Source organism: Endozoicomonas sp. GU-1 (assembly GCF_027366395.1).
Classification (GTDB): Bacteria; Pseudomonadota; Gammaproteobacteria; order Pseudomonadales; family Endozoicomonadaceae; genus Endozoicomonas.
In genome coordinates this window covers 5,782,994-5,801,612 of the sequence record NZ_CP114771.1, presented here as the reverse complement: position 1 = coordinate 5,801,612, position 18,619 = coordinate 5,782,994, and the positions used below count along the sequence as shown (strand labels likewise).

16 protein-coding genes are annotated in these 18,619 nt (G+C 50.5%); 4 read left to right on the top strand and 12 right to left on the bottom strand.

What is annotated here, in order from left to right; genetic code table 11:
- Positions 1-26 precede the first annotated feature (26 nt).
- The gene (locus O3276_RS24375) at positions 27-1,364 is read right to left on the bottom strand and encodes a Na(+)-translocating NADH-quinone reductase subunit A (RefSeq protein WP_269673627.1); all 1,338 of its coding nucleotides are present in this window, start codon (positions 1,362-1,364) and stop codon (positions 27-29) included.
- Positions 1,365-2,086: 722 nt separating this feature from the next.
- Positions 2,087-2,869: a TatD family hydrolase gene (locus O3276_RS24370; protein WP_269673626.1), complete on the bottom strand. Its 783-nt coding sequence runs from the start codon at positions 2,867-2,869 to the stop codon at positions 2,087-2,089.
- A gap of 224 nt (positions 2,870-3,093) precedes the next feature.
- On the opposite strand from O3276_RS24370, the gene O3276_RS24365 reads away from it, so the two are divergent.
- Positions 3,094-4,233, top strand: coding sequence for a multidrug effflux MFS transporter (locus tag O3276_RS24365; RefSeq protein WP_269673625.1), 1,140 nt, complete (start codon positions 3,094-3,096; stop codon positions 4,231-4,233).
- A gap of 95 nt (positions 4,234-4,328) precedes the next feature.
- On the opposite strand, the gene O3276_RS24360 is transcribed toward O3276_RS24365, so the two are convergent.
- The 10 genes from O3276_RS24360 to fabD form a co-directional block, all read right to left on the bottom strand.
- Positions 4,329-4,670, bottom strand: coding sequence for a PilZ domain-containing protein (locus tag O3276_RS24360; RefSeq protein ID WP_163372408.1), 342 nt, complete (start codon positions 4,668-4,670; stop codon positions 4,329-4,331).
- A 55-nt stretch (positions 4,671-4,725) separates the two neighbouring features.
- Positions 4,726-5,709 carry a DNA polymerase III subunit delta' gene (locus tag O3276_RS24355; protein WP_269673624.1) on the bottom strand — a complete coding sequence of 328 codons (984 nt, stop codon included), beginning with the start codon at positions 5,707-5,709 and terminating at the stop codon, positions 4,726-4,728.
- A gap of 69 nt (positions 5,710-5,778) precedes the next feature.
- On the bottom strand, positions 5,779-6,414 hold the full coding sequence (gene tmk, locus O3276_RS24350) for a dTMP kinase (protein ID WP_269673623.1): 636 nt from the start codon (positions 6,412-6,414) through the stop codon (positions 5,779-5,781).
- A 25-nt stretch (positions 6,415-6,439) separates the two neighbouring features.
- The gene (gene mltG, locus O3276_RS24345; protein WP_269673622.1) at positions 6,440-6,844 is read right to left on the bottom strand and encodes an endolytic transglycosylase MltG; all 405 of its coding nucleotides are present in this window, start codon (positions 6,842-6,844) and stop codon (positions 6,440-6,442) included.
- Positions 6,828-7,496: an endolytic transglycosylase MltG gene (locus O3276_RS24340; protein ID WP_269673621.1), complete on the bottom strand. Its 669-nt coding sequence runs from the start codon at positions 7,494-7,496 to the stop codon at positions 6,828-6,830. The genes mltG and O3276_RS24340 overlap by 17 nt, the downstream gene beginning before the upstream one ends.
- The gene (gene pabC, locus O3276_RS24335; RefSeq protein ID WP_269673620.1) at positions 7,489-8,313 is read right to left on the bottom strand and encodes an aminodeoxychorismate lyase; all 825 of its coding nucleotides are present in this window, start codon (positions 8,311-8,313) and stop codon (positions 7,489-7,491) included. Before pabC ends, O3276_RS24340 begins: the two co-directional genes overlap by 8 nt.
- A gap of 13 nt (positions 8,314-8,326) precedes the next feature.
- Entirely contained in the window at positions 8,327-9,568 is a 1,242-nt protein-coding gene (gene fabF / locus O3276_RS24330) for a beta-ketoacyl-ACP synthase II (protein ID WP_269673619.1), read from the bottom strand.
- A 320-nt stretch (positions 9,569-9,888) separates the two neighbouring features.
- The gene (gene acpP / locus O3276_RS24325; protein ID WP_020582918.1) at positions 9,889-10,122 is read right to left on the bottom strand and encodes an acyl carrier protein; all 234 of its coding nucleotides are present in this window, start codon (positions 10,120-10,122) and stop codon (positions 9,889-9,891) included.
- A gap of 212 nt (positions 10,123-10,334) precedes the next feature.
- Positions 10,335-11,117: a 3-oxoacyl-ACP reductase FabG gene (gene fabG, locus O3276_RS24320; protein ID WP_269673618.1), complete on the bottom strand. Its 783-nt coding sequence runs from the start codon at positions 11,115-11,117 to the stop codon at positions 10,335-10,337.
- Positions 11,118-11,131: 14 nt separating this feature from the next.
- Complete coding sequence (gene fabD, locus O3276_RS24315) at positions 11,132-12,070, bottom strand: ACP S-malonyltransferase (protein WP_269673617.1); 939 nt, start codon at positions 12,068-12,070, stop codon at positions 11,132-11,134.
- Between the two features lie 476 nt (positions 12,071-12,546).
- Here fabD and O3276_RS24310 point away from each other — a divergent pair, with 476 nt between their 5' ends.
- The 3 genes from O3276_RS24310 (at position 12,547) to O3276_RS24300 (ending at position 18,551) form a co-directional block, all read left to right on the top strand.
- On the top strand, positions 12,547-12,999 hold the full coding sequence (locus tag O3276_RS24310; protein ID WP_269673616.1) for a hypothetical protein: 453 nt from the start codon (positions 12,547-12,549) through the stop codon (positions 12,997-12,999).
- A 78-nt stretch (positions 13,000-13,077) separates the two neighbouring features.
- Positions 13,078-13,536 (top strand): hypothetical protein, encoded by a 459-nt coding sequence (locus tag O3276_RS24305; RefSeq protein WP_269673615.1) that lies wholly within the window; start codon positions 13,078-13,080, stop codon positions 13,534-13,536.
- Positions 13,533-18,551: a hypothetical protein gene (locus O3276_RS24300; RefSeq protein WP_269673614.1), complete on the top strand. Its 5,019-nt coding sequence runs from the start codon at positions 13,533-13,535 to the stop codon at positions 18,549-18,551. Before O3276_RS24305 ends, O3276_RS24300 begins: the two co-directional genes overlap by 4 nt.
- Positions 18,552-18,619 lie beyond the last annotated feature (68 nt).

Genomic DNA, 18,619 nt, shown 5'->3' with positions numbered 1-18,619 from the left:
AGGAGATTTCTTAATGGCTTCACTGATTACCCCTCCAGCTCAATACGGGTCAGGTTGTCACGCAGCAGGGGGCCGTACTCATACTTACCCGCACAAACGAATGTGCAGAGAGCCAGGTCTTCTTCTTCCAGCTCAAGGGCACCCAGTTTCTGAGCGGTCTCGGTGTCGCCGACAATAATGGCACGAAGCAGCTGAGTCGCCAGGATATCCAGAGGCATCATCTGCTCGTAGTTGCCTACGGGTACCATCGCACGCTCACCACCGTTTGTCGTTGTGGTGAAGTTAAACAGGCGGCTCTTGCTCAGGCCGGAGGTCATAACACGCAGAATGGAGAAGCGATCCACCATTGGGTTAACCCAGCCCAGGAACAGACGCTCGTCACTCTCTTCCAAAACGGAAACCTGATTATGGTAACGTCCCAGGTAAGCAAATGGACCGTTGGCTGTGCGACCGCCAAATACCGATCCAGAAATAATACGGTTGGTGGCAGGCTTCAGTTCACCGGCAGTGATTTCATCGGTAGAGGCACCCAGGCGGGTACGAACCAGGCGTGGCTTGTCAACCTGAGGCCCTGCCAGAGAGACAACACGATCCGTGAACAGCTTACCAGTGGTAAACAGTTTACCGACGGCAATAACATCCTGATAACCCACCTGCCAAACCGTTTTGGTGGCAGAAACCGGGTCCAGAAAGTGGATATGGGTACCTGGCAGGCCGGCGGGATGGGGGCCAGCAAACTCTTCGCTGTTGGCAATGCCCGCAGGAATGTTGGCACCCGGAGCCTTGCACAGGAAAATCTTGCCGCCACTGAGTTTACCCAGGATATTGATACCCTGTTCAAACGCCTCGGCCTGCTCCCTGATCACCACTTCCGGATTGGCAGCCAGCGGGTGAGTATCAATCGCCGTGATAAAGATGGACACCGGGCGGGTTCCCAATACGGGTACCTTGCTGAACGGACGGGTGCGCAGGGCAGTCCAGAGACCGGATTCATTCAGCAGCGCTTCCACCTGTTCAGCGGTCAGACCCGCCAGTTCTTCAGGTTTGAAGGCCGTGAAGGTCTCTTCTTCTTCCTGGCCATCGACATCGATCACCACGGATTGCAACACCCGTTTTTCACCACGGTTAATTGCTGAAACTGTACCGCCAGCCAATGCTGTGTACCGGATACCCGGTGTCTTTTTATCGGTAAAGAGCAGTTGCCCTTTCTTAACTCGATCTCCCACAGCAACCGCCATCGTAGGCTTCATACCTACATAATCAAAGCCAATCACGGCAACAGAGCGCACTGCCCTGCCTGCCGAGATACTTTGTTCAGGCGATCCTGAGATCGGGAGATCCAGCCCCTGTTTGATTTTGATCATACCTTTCGCCTAATCAATCAAGTTGAGGTCAGGAGTAACCCGTCTCTCCGGTGACCTGGAACTGTCGTAACGAATTAAGGAAGCAATGCTCATTGAGTCTTCCCTGACGAAAAACACAAAAAAACAAAGCTCCCGGTAACCAGAACACTGGCCGGGGCACTGCACACTATGGTCAGTAAACAACTTGAGAAAGGGGGAGCAAACACGCCGGGCAAGGCAAAACCCTGAGGCCGAAAGCATCAGGGTCAGGCAGCAGAAGCTGATAGCAACCCCCCTTTTTCAAGGTTACTGCTGCGCAGTTTTATTCCCGGAAAGCAATCTGGCAATCCGATCAGACACAGAAAAAACTCCGCTGAAAATCAGCCGAATTCTGATGGGCATCCAGATGGACAAGCATCGTAACTGTAGAACTTGTGTTCTTTATAATTAGCCGAAGCATGATCGGAAATTCCGTATCTGAGCCTAAATCCGCAACATCACCGATGAAAATGGTGACGCAATTATAAAGAGACTGGAGGTGATATGCCATACTGGCAGGGAGGATATTTTTACCAATACCTATAAGAAATAACCAACAAATACCCTAATCGCCAGAGTTTTTCTCGCTCTTCCCTGGCAGAGAAAACAGCGAGAAATCCCGGCCAACTCACCCTTCGATCATGCAAAACCTGATAAATAATTTTTCCTTTATAGTATTAAATTACACGACTATGGAATAACAATCAGCTTGCCCGGCTAAACAGCCGATAGAAATTGTCAGACGTTTTTTCTCCAAGCTCCTCAGGTGTCACTCCTTTCAGCTCAGCAATAAATCGTGCCACGTCAGCAACGAACCTTGGCTCATTCGACTTGCCCCGATGGGGGACCGGTGCCAGATAGGGAGAGTCTGTTTCAATCAGCAAACGATCCATAGGTAAATAGTCAACCACCGCCCGCAACGCAGAGGCATTGCGAAAGGTCACAATACCCGATATGGAAATGTAGTAATTCAGGTCCAATGCCGCTTTTGCCATCTCAAGAGACTCGGTAAAGCAGTGCAGTACCCCGGCAGACTCTCTGGAACCGTATTCACGGAGAAAGTCCAGAGTATCTTCCCGGGCATCGCGGGTATGCACCACCACCGGCAACGCCAGTTCTGCGGCCAGTTCAAGATGGTTAATAAAGGACTGCCGCTGAACCGCCTGAGCCCCTTCGGTGGTGGCGTAGTAGTAATCAAGCCCTGTTTCACCGATAGCAACCACTTTTTTATGGTTGGCCAGTGAGCGCACGGCGTCGATATCAGGCACAACCTCCTTGCAGTCCAGGGGATGAACGCCAACCGAGGCATAGACATCCTCATAGCGCTCCGCCAGTGATACTACTTCCGGACCATTGGCCAGATCGATGCCAATACAGAGCATACGATCCACACCCGCCGCCCTGGCTGCCTCTACTGCAAGGTCAAGATTCCCCTCATAAGCACTCAAATCAAGACGATCGAGATGACAATGGGAGTCAATAAACATTCTTCTCTCCTGAAAGCTCAACCATGACAAGGTTGAACTTTTCAATTCACCTCAGTTTGTCAAGCCTTACGTCAATACAAAAAAAACCACTGCGGCGATGCTGAAGCGATGACAAAAGCAACTTCGCGGCCCAGCATACGTTTTTTCCTGTTAAAGCATCAGAGCATTAGAATATCATAAACCCACTTCTGCTTTTCCCACGTTTTTTTAGGCAAGACTGAATTGTGAAAGTTAACTCCACATTATTGATTCTGCTGCTGATGATCATGTTTCCACAGATTGTCGAAACGATCTATAGCCCGGCGCTGGGATCTATTGTCGATGCTTTTTCAGTGAGCTCGGTCCAGGCCGCCCAGACTCTCTCTGTTTATTTTTCTTCTTTCGCAATAGGTGTTGCGGTTTGGGGCATCATTGCTGATAAATGGGGCAGAAGACCTTCAATGTTAGCCGGCCTATTGATTTATGGATTGGCAACTTGCATAGCAATGTTAACCGATAGTTTCACCATATTAATGTTTGCAAGAGCGATGAGTGCTTTTGGCATTGCTGTTGGTTCGGTGATCACACAAACCATGTTGCGGGATCTCTACACCGGAGTCGAACTGGGTAAAGTTTTCAGCCTTATCAGTATGGGAATTGCACTAAGTCGGATTATCGGCATGCTTTTTGGCGGGCAACTTACTCAAATGGGCGGTTATCAGTACGTTTTTGCTGCTTTGTCTTTTTCCGCATTCCTGTTATTTGTGCTGAATAGTGCGAAACTTCCCGAAACACGACCAGAAAGAGTAAAATCGGTAAACCTTGTGTTGCTTGCCAGGCGTCTCTATTCCGATTCACATATATGGCACTCAGCACTGCTGGTAGCACTATACAATGTTGCTCTGTTTTCTTATTACCAGCTTGGCAGCTTCACGTTTCATCAACTTGGCCGCAGTGTTGAGGAATTTGGCCACAGTGGTTTAATCCTGAGTATTGGAACCTTGCTGGGCAGCTACTTAAATAAAAGACTGCTGGAGAGAGATATTAGTCAGCATAAATTATTATGGCTGGCTAATGGCTTTCTTCTATTCGGTGCATTGGGTGTATACCTTTTAATTTCCACTATCTGGTTCCTGATACCAATGCTGCTGGTCGTCATGGCTTTTGGGATTGCCATGCCTAACGTTATAAGCTCAGCACTACAGCAATATCAGGATAATCTCGGTAGCGCTGGAGCACTTTTTGGCTTACTGTATTATCTGATCATCGGCAGTGGTTTGATGCTGGCAGGCATTGTTCAGGATCTTGGTCTGGTTTTGCCAGGAGTCGCTATCTTAATTTCGCTGGTGATGCTATCTCAAAGCCGAAGTTATTTTCATACATAATTGTGGCCGAAAGCGAATCGGCCATAAGCATTAATGAATCAAACAGGCTCTTGTAAAACGGGGCGGATCATAATAAGCCGCCTGCGTAAGACTACTCACAATGTGTTGGTATGGCGGTCCGAAGACAAGGCACCGGCGATATGCTTCTCAATTTTACTGCGGACACTGTCAGTCGGATCATTAAATTGAATACCGATCCCTGCCTGTCGGCCACCCTGGGCTCCCATTGGCGTCACCCAAACCACCTTCCCCGGCACAGGAATCTTCTCCGGCTCATCCATCAGCGTCAGACGAATAAACACGTCATCTCCGAGGTTGTAATGTTTGTGGGTTGGCACAAACAGTCCGCCGCCACTGATAAACGGCATATACGCTTCATAGAGTGATGCCGTGTCCCGTATGGTCAGAGACATCAGTCCCTGCATCCCTTTCCCCATGACAACCCTCTCCTTTTTTCCTGAATTCAAATTCTGAACGGGTTTGAAACCCGATTTATATCACCAGCTCAAGATAATCGCTGAACACACCTTCCATCAACATCTGACTGTTCAGGTTAGCGCCCTCAAGCAACTGCTGTCGCTGTTGCATGATCTTATCGCGCAATACCAGCAGATCAGCCGCTGCCACTTTGTTAGCCATATAGTCCAGCATTCTCATCAAATCACGATTCCGAACACAGCTTTCATCGGCCGCCAGTTTCAGTTTTACAGCATCATCCAGCCAGCTGCCCATCCAGGCCAGCAGTTCAACCAGGTTACCCGTATGCCACTCTTTCGCCATTTCTACAGGAGTCAGATTCCCCCGAAACAGTTCAGGCATAGCATTAAACAAACGTCCTCGAACTGCCAGCGTATCATGATCAAACATTGCCCTGGCGGTCATGGGCGAACCTGATGAAAGGGTCAACAACTGATCCACCACCAGAGGATCGGCAATATGATCCGATAACCAGGCTTTTGCCTGCGCAGTATCCGGCACAGTAAAAGACACCATCTGACAACGGCTGCGGATGGTCGGCAACATATCTCCGGAGCGGGCACTGACCAGAATAAAGAGAGTATCACCGCCGGGCTCTTCCAGACTTTTCAGCAATGCATTGGCGGCATTAACATTCATCGCTTCCGCCGGGTTAATAACGATGACCCTGCGCCCCCCCTGCTGAGCGGTTTTACGGGCAAACTCATTGACCTGACGAACCTGGTCAATCTTGATTGGCTTGCCTGTCGCCTCAGGCTGAACCACCAGCAGGTCAGGATGAGTTCCCGCCTTTACCAGCTCACAGCTCTTGCAATGACCACAGGCGTACTCACCACTGTTTTGATGACAAAGCACACGAGTGGCCAAAGCCCTGGCAAAATAACCCTTACCAACCCCAGGCACCCCCTTCAACAACAGGGCATGGGAAAGCAGGCCTGCCTGCATTCGCTGAACCAGTGGTTGCCACTGAGCCCCGTGCCAGGGTAACGGCTTTGACAAGAAGTGACCCACCATATCAGTTGATTCAGAACTCAATTAATCCAACCCTTATCCTTGGCCGTGGAGCTATTAACTCCCAAGCCGACGCTGCAAAGCCTTGATGATATGTGCTTCAACTTCTGGAATCGACTGACTGCCATCAATAACAACGTACTGATCAGGAAAACGCTCAGCCCTTGCCAGATAGACAGTGCGAACGCGGTGAAAGAACTCGATCGCTTCCTGCTCAATCCGATCCAGAGCCCCACCCTGCTCAATAGCCCGACCTTTCGCCCTTGCCAGGCCAAGTTCCGGCTCAATATCCAGAAGCAACGTCATATCGGGCCGGCGATCTCCCTGCACCAGCTGCTCCAGTACCGCGATACGCTGCTCATCGATACCACGACCACCACCCTGATAGGCATAAGTTGCATCGGTAAACCGGTCACAAACCACCACCTTGCCCTCAGCCAGTGCAGGTTCGACACGCTGACTGAGATTCTGGCTGCGCGCGGCAAAGACCATCAACAGTTCGGTAGTATCTGTCACCGTCTCTTGGTGTTCGGCCAGCACCAGGTTTCTCAGCTGTTCAGCCAATGGCGTGCCACCTGGCTCCCGGGTTTCTACAACATCATGGCCATTAGCCTTTAACCATTGCAGAACAACCCCTTTGGCGGTGGTTTTACCGGCACCTTCACAGCCTTCAATCGTCAGAAAAAAACCCATCAATCTCTCAATTTCATTAGTATTGCTATTGCACCGTAGAACGATAATCTTTCCGCCGTTCCGTAATCTGATACTTCCTGACGGCTCGATTGTGCTCAGCCAGCGTTTTGGAAAAGTGGTGAGTACCATCGCCACGGGCAACAAAATAAAGCGTTTCGCCATTGGACGGATTCAGTGCCGCCTGAATGGCCTCACGTCCAACCGTCGCTATCGGGGTTGGCGGCAGACCATGAATCACATAGGTGTTATAGGCGGTACGTTCCCGCAGCATACGACGATTCAATTCACCCTGGTAACGATCACCCATACCGTAGATAACGGTCGGATCGGTCTGCAGTCGCATCCTTTTTTCCAGACGTCGGATAAAAACACCGGCAATATCAGGCCGTTCTGATGGCACACCTGTCTCTTTCTCAATAATCGACGCCATAATCAAGGCTTCGTAGGGGGGATGTATACGGCAGGTTTTCGGCCTTTTGATCCCACTCATCCGCAAGCACGGATTGCAGCCTTTGATGGGCTCTTTGCAGAATTGACGCCACCGGCGTCCCCGCTTCAAAGCTGTAGGTATCCGCATAGAACAACCCTTCCAGGTTATCGGTCTGCGGCACATCCCCGGGCAACGCCCCCATCACCGCAGGCAGTTTGTTCAGCTCTACCGGAGCGGTCAGTTTCGGGTGGCTATTCAAGTCTGTGAGCAACTCTTTTAATGTCCAGCCTTCCACCAGGGTCGCGCTGAAGTAATGAACATCGCCAGTAACAAACTTGTGCAACAGCTGCCGATAGGTGGTACCGGGAGCAATCAGGTATTCCCCGGCATGAAGGTCCGCAGCAACCCCCTTGACCCGGGCAAAGACCTTAAACATATCAGGATATTGAATCAGCCGGTCTGCCGCCAGTCGCTGCACCACACGTCCCAGCGAGTCGCCCGTAACAATGACGAACCCGGCTTCACTGGTTACCGGCACCTGCTGATCACCATACCAGCGCAGACCATACCAGCCAGCTACAAGACCTGCCAGGACCAGAAACAGAGCCAACAGCAAACCACCGAACAGGGTCAGCAGCAACTTCCTAAGCATTGAATTCTTCCAGTACACAATCTCGAATTTGGACAGTCAGTGGGCCAATCTCCCACTCCCTTCCCTCGTATTCAATCACAGGCCAGACACCGTTGACACTGTTGCAGAGAAAGACTTCCGCAACATCCAGCCCCCGGGGTACGGACTGCTCTTTAACCGTCATCCCACGATGACGGGCAAACTCAATGATAAAATCGCGACAAACCCCCGCCACACCCTGGAATGACAGATCCGGAGTCACCAGGGCTCCTTCATGGGTCACAACAAACAGATTACTCATGGTGCCTTCAACCAGGTTGCCCGCAAAGTCACACAGCAGACCTTCGTCGTAAGCATCGCCCTGCCATTCACTTCTGGCCAGCACCTGCTCCAGACGATTCAGATGCTTCAGACCTGCCAGGTCACTTCGCCCAAGACGCATCTGACAAAGCTTTACCCGTGCCCCATGCACTCCGGGATCACGGGGCCTTGACGGCAGCGGGTGGAGTGACAGAATCCGACGCGAAGAGAGACAACCCTCTGGATTATAGCCGCGTCCACCGCTGCCCCGGGTGATCATAACCTTCAGCACACCGTCACCGGCCTGGTTATCCAACAGAAAGGCATCCACCTCTTCAAGCAATCGCTCAATATCCACGGCAATACCCAGCTGCTGGCAAGAGCGTTGCAGGCGATGCCAATGGTAGTCAGCCAGCGTTGGCTTACCACCGGCAATCCGAACCGTTTCAAATAAGCCATCCCCGTAGGCCAGCCCACGGTCTGAAACCGGCAGGACACTTTCAGGCACTCCATTCACCCAGACTGGATACTCACTCACCCGGAACCCCCTCTTAGCTGTCTAATCTGGAAAATGCCAGGGTTACATTGGTACCACCAAAGCCAAAAGAGTTGGAAAGCACATGATCCATCTGCATTTTCCTGGCATGGTGTGGCACATAATCAAGATCACAGCCTTCGCCGGGCTGATCCAGATTGATGGTCGGGGGAATCACACCTTCAACCAGGGATTTGATACTGAATACCGCTTCCACCGCCCCGGCAGCCCCCAGCAAATGACCGGTCATGGATTTGGTGGAACTGACCGCCAGACGCGCGGCGTGGGCACCAAACACCTGATGAATCGCCCGTGTTTCAGCCACATCCCCTGCCGGTGTGGACGTGCCGTGGGCATTAATATACGACACATTTTCAGGTGCCAGACCGGCATCTTCAAGGGCTGAAATCATGGCACGCGCAGCACCACGACCATCTTCTGGCGGCGACGTCATATGCCAGGCATCACCACTCATGCCAACACCACTGAGCTCAGCATATATCCTGGCGCCACGGTTAACCGCATGTTCGTACTCTTCCAGCACCAGAATACCGGCTCCATCGCCCAGGACAAAACCATCACGATCCACATCCCACGGGCGGCTGGCTTTTTCAGGCTCATGGTTACGGGTAGAGAGCGCACGGGCTGCGGCAAAACCGGTCATGCCCAGCGCAGACGACCCTTTTTCGGCACCACCCGCCACCATCAGATCGGCATCACCATAAGCAATGGTTCTTGCGGCAAGAGCAATGGCATGGCTGCCGGTAGCGCAGGCTGTAGAGGTGGCAAAGTTGGGTCCCTGGAGATTGTATTTCATGGAAACCCAGCCTGCCGCCATATTGACGATGGCAGCGGGAATAAAAAACGGGGATATTCGACGGGGGCCGCTGTTCAGCAGTGTAGAGTGGTTCTGTTCAATAGACGTCAAACCACCGATACCTGAGCCGATCGCCACACCATATCGGTGCGCACAGTGATCATCAATCACCAGGCCGGAGTCAGCCATGGCCTCGGCAGCAGCGGCTACACCGTATTGAATAAAGACATCCATTTTACGGGCATCTTTCTTATCGATAACACCGTCAGGATCAAAACCTTTGACCGCGCCACAGATAGATACACTGAAGCCTTCCGTATCAAGGTGGGAGATTGCCTCAATACCACTGCGCCCCGCTAACAGGGCAGACCAGCTGTCATGGACATTATTGCCCACCGGGGTTATTGCCCCCATGCCTGTTACAACAACCCTTCTACGCATTCGCTGCGATAACCATTCTGTATTTTTTTCTTCCGACAAGACTGACTCTCCTGCTGACCTGTCGTCCAGATTTAATGAACCGTCATTCACATCAAAGCATCGCCACAGCAGCCTGACTATGAAAAAACGACAACAACACGATGACAACGTCATCATGCAGCCAGCTTTTACCGCGATAGCGAGCAGACTGCCATAAACAACAAAAGCCGCAGACCATCGTCATGCGGCTTTCGAGTGACACAATTTGGAGATACTTTCGCTAAAGAAGATGTATCGAAAAAGCGTGTCACAAAGATACAGTTGTGCAAATCAAGGCAGAATCAGGAGTGTGCAACAACGTAGTCAATTGCTTCCTGAACAGTGGTGATTTTCTCAGCCTCTTCATCAGGAATCTCGGTTTCGAATTCCTCTTCCAACGCCATCACCAACTCAACAGTATCCAGAGAGTCCGCGCCAAGATCCTCTACGAATGACGCACTGTTAGTGACTTCGTCTTCCTTCACGCCAAGCTGTTCGCAAACAATCTTCTTAACGCGCTCTTCAATGGTGCTCATACCTTGTTGTGCTCCTATCGATATTCGGTGCAGCCTGAGGCTACAGGTGAACTAGTGTATATGGTCAATTATGGGAATTTCAAGCCAGTTCATGGAAAACCGGTGACTATCCACGCAAATTGACAACAGATTTAACAAAACCCCAAAACCTAACCCATCAGAACAGGGCTTGCCTCGCCCTGCTCATAACTACAGGTTCCGGCAAAGGAGGATTAATTCATGTACATGCCGCCATTGACATGCAAGGTCTCACCAGTGATATACCCGGCAGGCTCACTGACCAGAAATGCAACAGCAGCGGCAATTTCTTCCGGCTGACCCAACCGGGCCAGGGGAATCTGGCCAAGCAGGAAGGACTGCTGCTCTTCAGGCAGCGCCCTGGTCATATCGGTTTCGATAAAGCCCGGAGCAACGGTGTTCACGGTAATGCTTCTTGAACCGACTTCACGGGCCATCGCCCTGGTGAAGCCTTCAATACCGGCCTTGGCTGCCGCATAATTCGCCTGCCCCTGGTTACCCATGGAACCAACGACAGAGCTGATATTCACTATCCGCCCCCAGCGTGCTTTAGTCATGCCACGCAGGACAGCCTTACTCATCCGGAAGATGGAACTGAGATTGGTATCAATAACGTCATCCCACTCCTCCTCCTTCATGCGCATCAGGATATTATCACGGGTGATGCCGGCATTGTTGATCAGAATCAACGGTACGCCATATTCTGCGCAGATCACCTTGAGCACCGCCTGACATTCATCCGCTGAGGTTACGTTCAGGGCCATGCCCTGACCTTGAATGCCTTCCGCCTGCAAAGCGTCAGTAATGGCCGCCGCACCGGACTCAGACGTTGCCGTGCCAATCACAATGGCTCCGGCTTTCCCCAGGGCAAATGCTATGGCTTTGCCAATACCACGACTGGCACCGGTAACCAGGGCAACCTTCCCCTTCAGACCCGCTCCTGCAATGGACTGTTCCAGCTCTCTTTCAGCAGTCATTTCCCGCCTGTTCCTTATTGGTTAGCTTCTGCCAGCATCTGAGCCATAGCGTCAGCAGACTCCAGCGTAGCAATGGGCGCACGTCGTGCAATACGTTTATTCAGTCCAGCCAGTACTTTCCCGGGGCCGCATTCAGCAAACCGGCCAACACCAGCGGCCATCATGGTTTCCACAGACTCAACCCAGCGAACCGGACTGTACAGCTGCGCCACCAGATTCGCCTTAAGCTGAGCCGGATCAGAACAGACACTGGCAGAAACATTCTGCACCACCGGAATCACCGGCTCGATCAACTCAATATCGTCCAACGCTTTGTGGAGGCGCTCGGCAGCAGGCTTCATCAGGGCACAATGGGAAGGAACACTGACTGGCAGCTCAATCGCCCTTTTGGCACCCGCTGCTTTGGCAGACTCAATGGCACGTTTAACTGCAGCAACCTGACCGGCAATCACCACCTGACCGGGGGCATTGAAATTGACCGCCTCGACCACTTCATCACCTGCCGCCTTCTCACAGGCAGCCACCACATCCGCATCATCAAGGCCAATAATAGCAGCCATGGCTCCTGCACCGGAGGCAACTGCTTCCTGCATAAACAGTCCACGCAGACGAACCAGACTGACGGCGTCGGCAAAATTCATCGCGTCGGCACACACCAGGGCCGAATATTCACCCAGGCTGTGCCCGGCCATCATCGACGGCGCTTCACCCTGACGCTCACACCAGAGACGCCAGAGAGCGACGCTGGATACCAGCAGTGCAGGCTGGGTATTCTCCGTCTGATTCAGCACCTCAGCAGGCCCCTCAGAAACCATGTTCAGGAGATCAAAACCAAGCACCCCGGTGGCTTCAGCAAACGTTGCCTGCACCACTGGTTCGGAAAGATAGTCAGCCATCATGCCAACTTGTTGGGACCCTTGTCCTGGAAAGACAAAAGCAAGCTTATCCGTCATTGCAACCCGCTCTTTCGCTTGGCTCTCTTGTTACCGAGAGGCCTGAAATTCAATTGAATACGAAGCGAACCTCTCGGTACAACCGCACCAGTTAATGCAGTCAGCCCGGAGACCAGATACGCTTCCCAGTAAAAATCCGGGGCAATTATAGGAAAAATAGACAACAAGGTAAGTAAATTTATGTTTCCAATAACAAAAAAGAACCAAAAACGATTATAAGCACAGAATAATTAACACAAAATATTATAGATACCATTACCTGCAAATCCCGTAAAGCTTCCGACCTAGAGTTGCGATTGATCATTATTAGAGGCTCAGCCCTGAAAATAAGCTAAACAGGGCAGCTGCGATGATTCACTTGGCAACTTATTTATCCTGAGTATTCGCTCAGAAACGATCAGCGAAAAATTCCAGACAAACCGCATCGCCAAATAATGATAACAATGCCTTGCACACCATAGGCCTCAGAAAGGATTATGAACGTTCCAGCAACATCCGGTTTCGCGCCTGTCATTGAACATCATGATGTTACACACCCTTCAGCCAATAAAGCAGAAGCGCCAAAGGAATCAGTGAAGGGTGTTTTTGTTCAACGAACAATACCCGTCAGCCATATATGCTGCACCCCCGGCAATCCCCACCATCAGGAAAACGGCAGGCCTGTCACCTGCTATGAGATCTCCAGCCACCCGGCCAGCACCACAATGACCAATCCTCTCCAGGCTCCCGGGGTTCAGCAGACGCCGGGCTTACCATCATTTCTGGAATGGCTCAAAGAGAACCATACAGAAACACTCTATAACTGCCTTGCCCATCGACTGGCGAACAATACAACCTGTTTTACCGAGGCAATAGATCAGCTACCAGACCCGGAAAACCAACAGTCGGTTTTTGAGGCAGTAACCCTGTTGTTATTTCAGGGTCGGTGATTATGTCACCAACTATTTCGGATCATATCTTCCAGGGATGACTTTCAATCATCATTAACCCTCATAACGGAAAACCCAATGGACACTCAATCATATCCATCAACAACATCCACCATGATCAACGGCAATTCATTTCAGGCTTCATCACCCAACCGATTTGCTCCGCCAGCAAAAAGCCGGGAAAAAAATGGTAACTTCCAGTCCCACAACGTAGATATCCCTGCACCCGACAAAACAACCAAAAAAATTAATACCGCTTCCTCACCAGCCCCTGAAAACCCGGTAAATTTCGAAAACAACGAAGTTTGTCACGCAATCAGGGAGTTAATGGAACGAAAATTGAGGGGAGAAACATTATCCGGTAATGAAACCAGAATGGTTAAACTTGCCAAAGAATTATTAACCATCCATGAAGGTTTAAAATATATTCCTGAAGTCCTCCCCGCTAACGACACGTCAACGCCATATACCCATAAAACCGACCCGGCAGCGACCTCGCCACACCACACCACACCACCGCCATTGATAAAGCAGTGACTACCGATCAAACCAATACCTCTGTCGCGCCTGCTGATACGACGGAAAACCCCGAAGCCACAGCCACAACTGCAACCACAAAAAACGTCAGCACCACCAACACTGAACTGCCCCATGCTGTCCAATCCACATCTGCATTCACGCCGGGGACAGCCACAGAAACCGTAGCCACATCAACCTCAAACACAACGACCATATCAACCACCGCTGTCAGCCCAACCACGCCACTGCCATCATTGCAGGCGCTGGTAGCTGACAGTGTGGAGTTCACCCTGATGGCAGGGCTCAAGGAGAGCCTTCTGTCCTACCAGGCGCAACACCCAAAAGTGAATCTGGCCAAACTCATCTCAGGAATTGATCAAGAGTTAGACCTTCTTCAGGTTTTCAGCCTGCTGATCACCGCTACGGCTTTTACCAGAACCATCAAAAAATCCAATCCTTTCGCTGCCAAGCAATATGAAAAGATTATTAAGAACACCCTGACTGAACTGAAAAAAAACATTGACCCCACCCAAAGCCCCCATGCCAGGCATCGAAGATCTCCTCTATCGGAGATGGCAAAAATGTTGTTAAAGAGTCTTCATGAATTTGAAAAAGCACCAATGAATGATGAAATGAGAGTTTTTTTTAAAGGCTTTGAACAAGAACGTGGTCTTTTTACAGAACTCATGCGTACACTGCCAGAAACACTTGGAAGTGAATTCCAGGAACTGTTCAACCAGGTAAAATCTCCCGGGTCCATTCTGGTAGCGATGGACAAATATGAAAATACAATTAAGCCTCTACTGGATGCAGGAAAATTTGGTGAAGTTGGTAAATTAGCATTTAAGGTCAACGTTCTTTACAGCTATGGAAAGAAATTTGTCCAGTCCGGTGAATATACAAATAAAAAAACAATAGAAGATCCCTATCAAGATTTTTTGGATAAAATTGATAGATTCAAAAACCTCCATATTGATGGCCTTGAGGAGCTTGCTTTTGGTGCTGATGATATTTCAGCTTCAATTCCGCTGGATGAAATAGTTCGCTATGCCTACATATACGACCCTCTGCGCTTGCAACGACTGATAGAGCGAGATGGTGAAGGCATTTGTTACGGGGACACTGTCAGCCTGAGCATAGCAGATCTCTATGAAAAAATACCCAATTCACTGCTAAGCATGGCAGAAGGAATATTGTTCGGCAGCGATTACTCGAAATACGCCCTTGACGTAAAAAGAATCATACAACATCTCTCATTTTCCAACATTACCAAGGATGTACCCAATGAACTAAAAGCATTAGGACTGGCAGAGGACAGTGTTTGGGTACAAGATATGGTGACAATATTGAATTATGTCAGAAAGAACTTCCAACAAGGATATCAAACTCCCAATTTTAATTCCCTCAAAGACCTGATCAACCAATTAATACCTGATGACGACCTTGCCACTGATCTTATCCAATATTTTGTCAGACCAGAAGATTGTCACGTCACTTACTTTTCAATCAGGAAAACGCCATATCTATACAAGCTAACCGTTCATGATATAAATACCGGGCTAACAGTCGTTACCGGAATCACACTTCAAGAGCTGAAAGACGCAATACCCAAGGCTCTGAAAGCCTATGCCAAAACTTATAAAATACCGTTAACTTCTGCAACCGGAGAAACACTGGAAAATGTGGGCTTTACCAAAGTGACATCCCAGCGATTGGCTCCATTAGAAAACCTGGTACCATTTCCAGACTCGACATTAACGATTAAGGAAGTCCTGACTAATCCGGTTATGCAACTGCAGAAAATTGATGTAAAAAATACCGAGGAAATGATTAAGGACTACCTGCAGGAAGTTAACAAGGCGGAAAATCGCAAACGGCTCAAATTCCCCAAAAAGTCCCCAAAACATTCCCAGGCATCCGCTACACCTGAAAATGCCATCACAACCAAAGATCCGGCTATTTCACAAATGCGTGAGGTGCTGACCGTTCTGCTTAAAGATACCTCCGCCCCAGTGCCTGACAATATTAAAGAACTCAATGCCCACCTCGTTAAAGTACTCAACACTATCTCCAAACATCTGAATGACCCTAAACCTCAATCATCCCAAGGTGCCGACAGTAGCGGCAGCCAGGCATCGATGCCCGCCAATCCCAGCGCCAGTGATTTGATTAAACTGGGCATCAAGCATGACTTTCTTGAGCTACTGGAACCTGAGATCCAGGGCCTCGGCATTGAGGCTGTTGACCCGCAGCCAGGCCCCTCTGACCCGGCCCACAATCCTGCCCAACACCACAAACCCTTGAGAAAACTCAGCCCCGGAGAAAACGTCGGTGTTGGCTTTGGCGCTTTTGGACTGGCAGTTGGGGGGGCTCTGGGATTTTTCGAAAAGGCGTGTCCCGGCTGCCTGTCAGAAATGGCCAGTGAGTTCGGCACGAGGAATAGCGAGAGTGCTGCCGACAGGATAGCCAACGCCCTTAATCGAGGATCTCAACAGACAGGCGAGGAAACCGGGGAGGAACTCGGGGAGGAGGTTGAAAATAAAGTTGGAGACAATGCCCTTGAAGAGGCTGAAAAGAAAGCAGCAAAAAAACTGGCAAAAAAGGCCGCAAGAAAAGCTGCACAGAAAGCCGGTGAAAAAGCGGCAAAAGAGGCCGTTAGATGCCGACGTTCGCCCGGCAGCTGTAACCAGGTAGAAGGCGAAAGTGAAGGAGGCGAGACAGGAGGTGAAGTTGCAGGCGAGACAGGTGGTGAAGTTGCGGGTGGAGCCGGAGCAGGTGCTGGAGCAGGCGCTGGGGCGGCAAGTGTCGGCGACAGTGCCTCTGACGGGGCAGTCCTTGGTGGTGGTACTGTCATATTAAGTAAAGCAGGCAAGGTATTAGGAAAGTTGGTAAAGGCCATAGCAGACGGTATCAACAAACACAAAAACAAACACAAAAAAGATGCAAAACAGCCTGAAAGGCAAACCTCCCGAGGCTCAGCAGCAGGACCGGCAATCGCTGTAGGAGTCGCACAAGTTGTAGAAGACCTCGCGCAGCAGCTAACAACTGAACAGACGACGACACTGGCAAGCACCACTTCCACCACCGGACAGCAGCCATCTGCCCGCCGCTCTTCTACCAGGAGAGACACAACCAATTCTGCAACCACCCAATCATCCGCAGCAACAACTGAAAGTGCGGCCAAAGCAAGAGTTACAACTTCAGCAAGCATCACTGAAGAGAACACTACCAGACAACAGCCTTCTACCCACCAATCCTCTACTGAAGGTGATACAACCACTTCATCCCAGCCAACCACGACAACAACCAGAGATACGGCCAAAGCAGGAGCCACAAGACCGGCAAGCACCTCGGGTGGGACCGCCACCGGACAACAGGCCCATTCCTATCGATCAACTGATAGCGATACAACTACTTCAGCAACTACTTCAGCAACCACGCAATCAGCCACATCAACAACAAAAGATTCCACCAGTACCGCCACTACAACATCGTCTAGCACAACAGGGCAGCCCACCATCGGACAGACGTCATCTACTCATCAATCTGCCACTCAAAGTGAAACAACCACTTCTTCAATTACCCAGCCAGCCACTGCAACAACAGGCAGTATAACTAAAGCACGAGTTACAACATCGGCCAGCACCACAGATCCGTCCACTACAGGCCAGACGTCATCTGCCCATCGTTCTTTTACCGAGAGTGACACAACCACGTCATCAACTACCCGGCCAAACACGGCAGAAACTTCTGAAGGTGTGACCAAAGCAAGAGCCACAACATCACCAGGCACCACGGGTGAGACCACCACCAGACAGCAGGTCTCTTCCCATCAATCCACTGATAGCTATACAACCACTTCACCAACCACGCAATCAGCCATATCAACAACAAAGGAAACCACCAGCACCGGAACCACAACATCGGCAGGCACCAAAGGCCAGTCAACCACCGGACAGCAGGTATCTTCCCATCAATCCATTGATAGCGATACGACCACATCACCAACTACGCAATCAGCCATATCAACAATAAAGGAGACCTCCAGCACCGAAAACACAACATCGGCAGGCACCAAAGGCCAGTCAACCACGGAACAGCCGTCACCTACCCGTCGTTATTCTACCGAAAGTGACACAGCCACTTCATCAACTACCCAGCCAGCCACGACAACAAGTGAGGGTACGACCAAAGCAAAAGCCACAACGCCAGCAAACCCCACTGGAAAGACCATCAACGGCCAACGGTCATCTTCACATCACTCTTTCATAGAAAGTGACACAACCACTTCGCCAACTACCACTGAAAGGGCTGACAGCAAAGCCCCAACTTCAACCAACACCAACAGCAAGTCTCCCACTGAAAACAATACACAACAGCAGTCGCTGTTCCCCCGGCTGGTCAAGGCATTTTCTGACAGGAACGAACAGATAACAGGTCTGTTTAATAGCTCCATCAGCGAAACCTCTGAACAGGCCCTGGAGCGAATTCACCAGTTAACCACTGCCAATAAGGAAAAAAAGAGTATCCAGACCCGAGTTATTCTCGGAGATACCCTCAACGCCCTGAATGATGTATTTGCTAAGGGATTCCTGAATACTTACAAGCATGCCCACAGAACACTGAAGGCGTTACGTTCTGCTCCGGCGGATAATGACCATCAACTCCCGGCAGCCCGAACGATCATCACCGATGCCCTGACCAGTACCTTTCAGCAGATGTATGCCTCACTGAACGACCAGCGTCTGCAGTTATTTATTGATGCTGGCTATATCGATCCGGAAAAACTGAGCCGGAACGAAATTCTGAAACTCCGTGCAGCTGGTTCCGGCCCGGAAGGAAAAGAAACCCTGCACCCGACCAATTTGCTCAAGGCCATCAACGATGCTCAACAACAGGCATCATCGGATGCATCCAATAAGTTTGGCCAATTCCTTGCGGATCTCGCCATATTCCTGCAAGGCACCAGCAAAGTTGACGAATTGGAACAGCAGGAAAGAGAGTCCGGTACTACCAGCCCGATTTTGCAGTAAAGCAAAAATATTTGGTCGTCTATTGCAAAATTCGGCAGCAAAACGATCAGTAGCGATGTCGTCGGCAA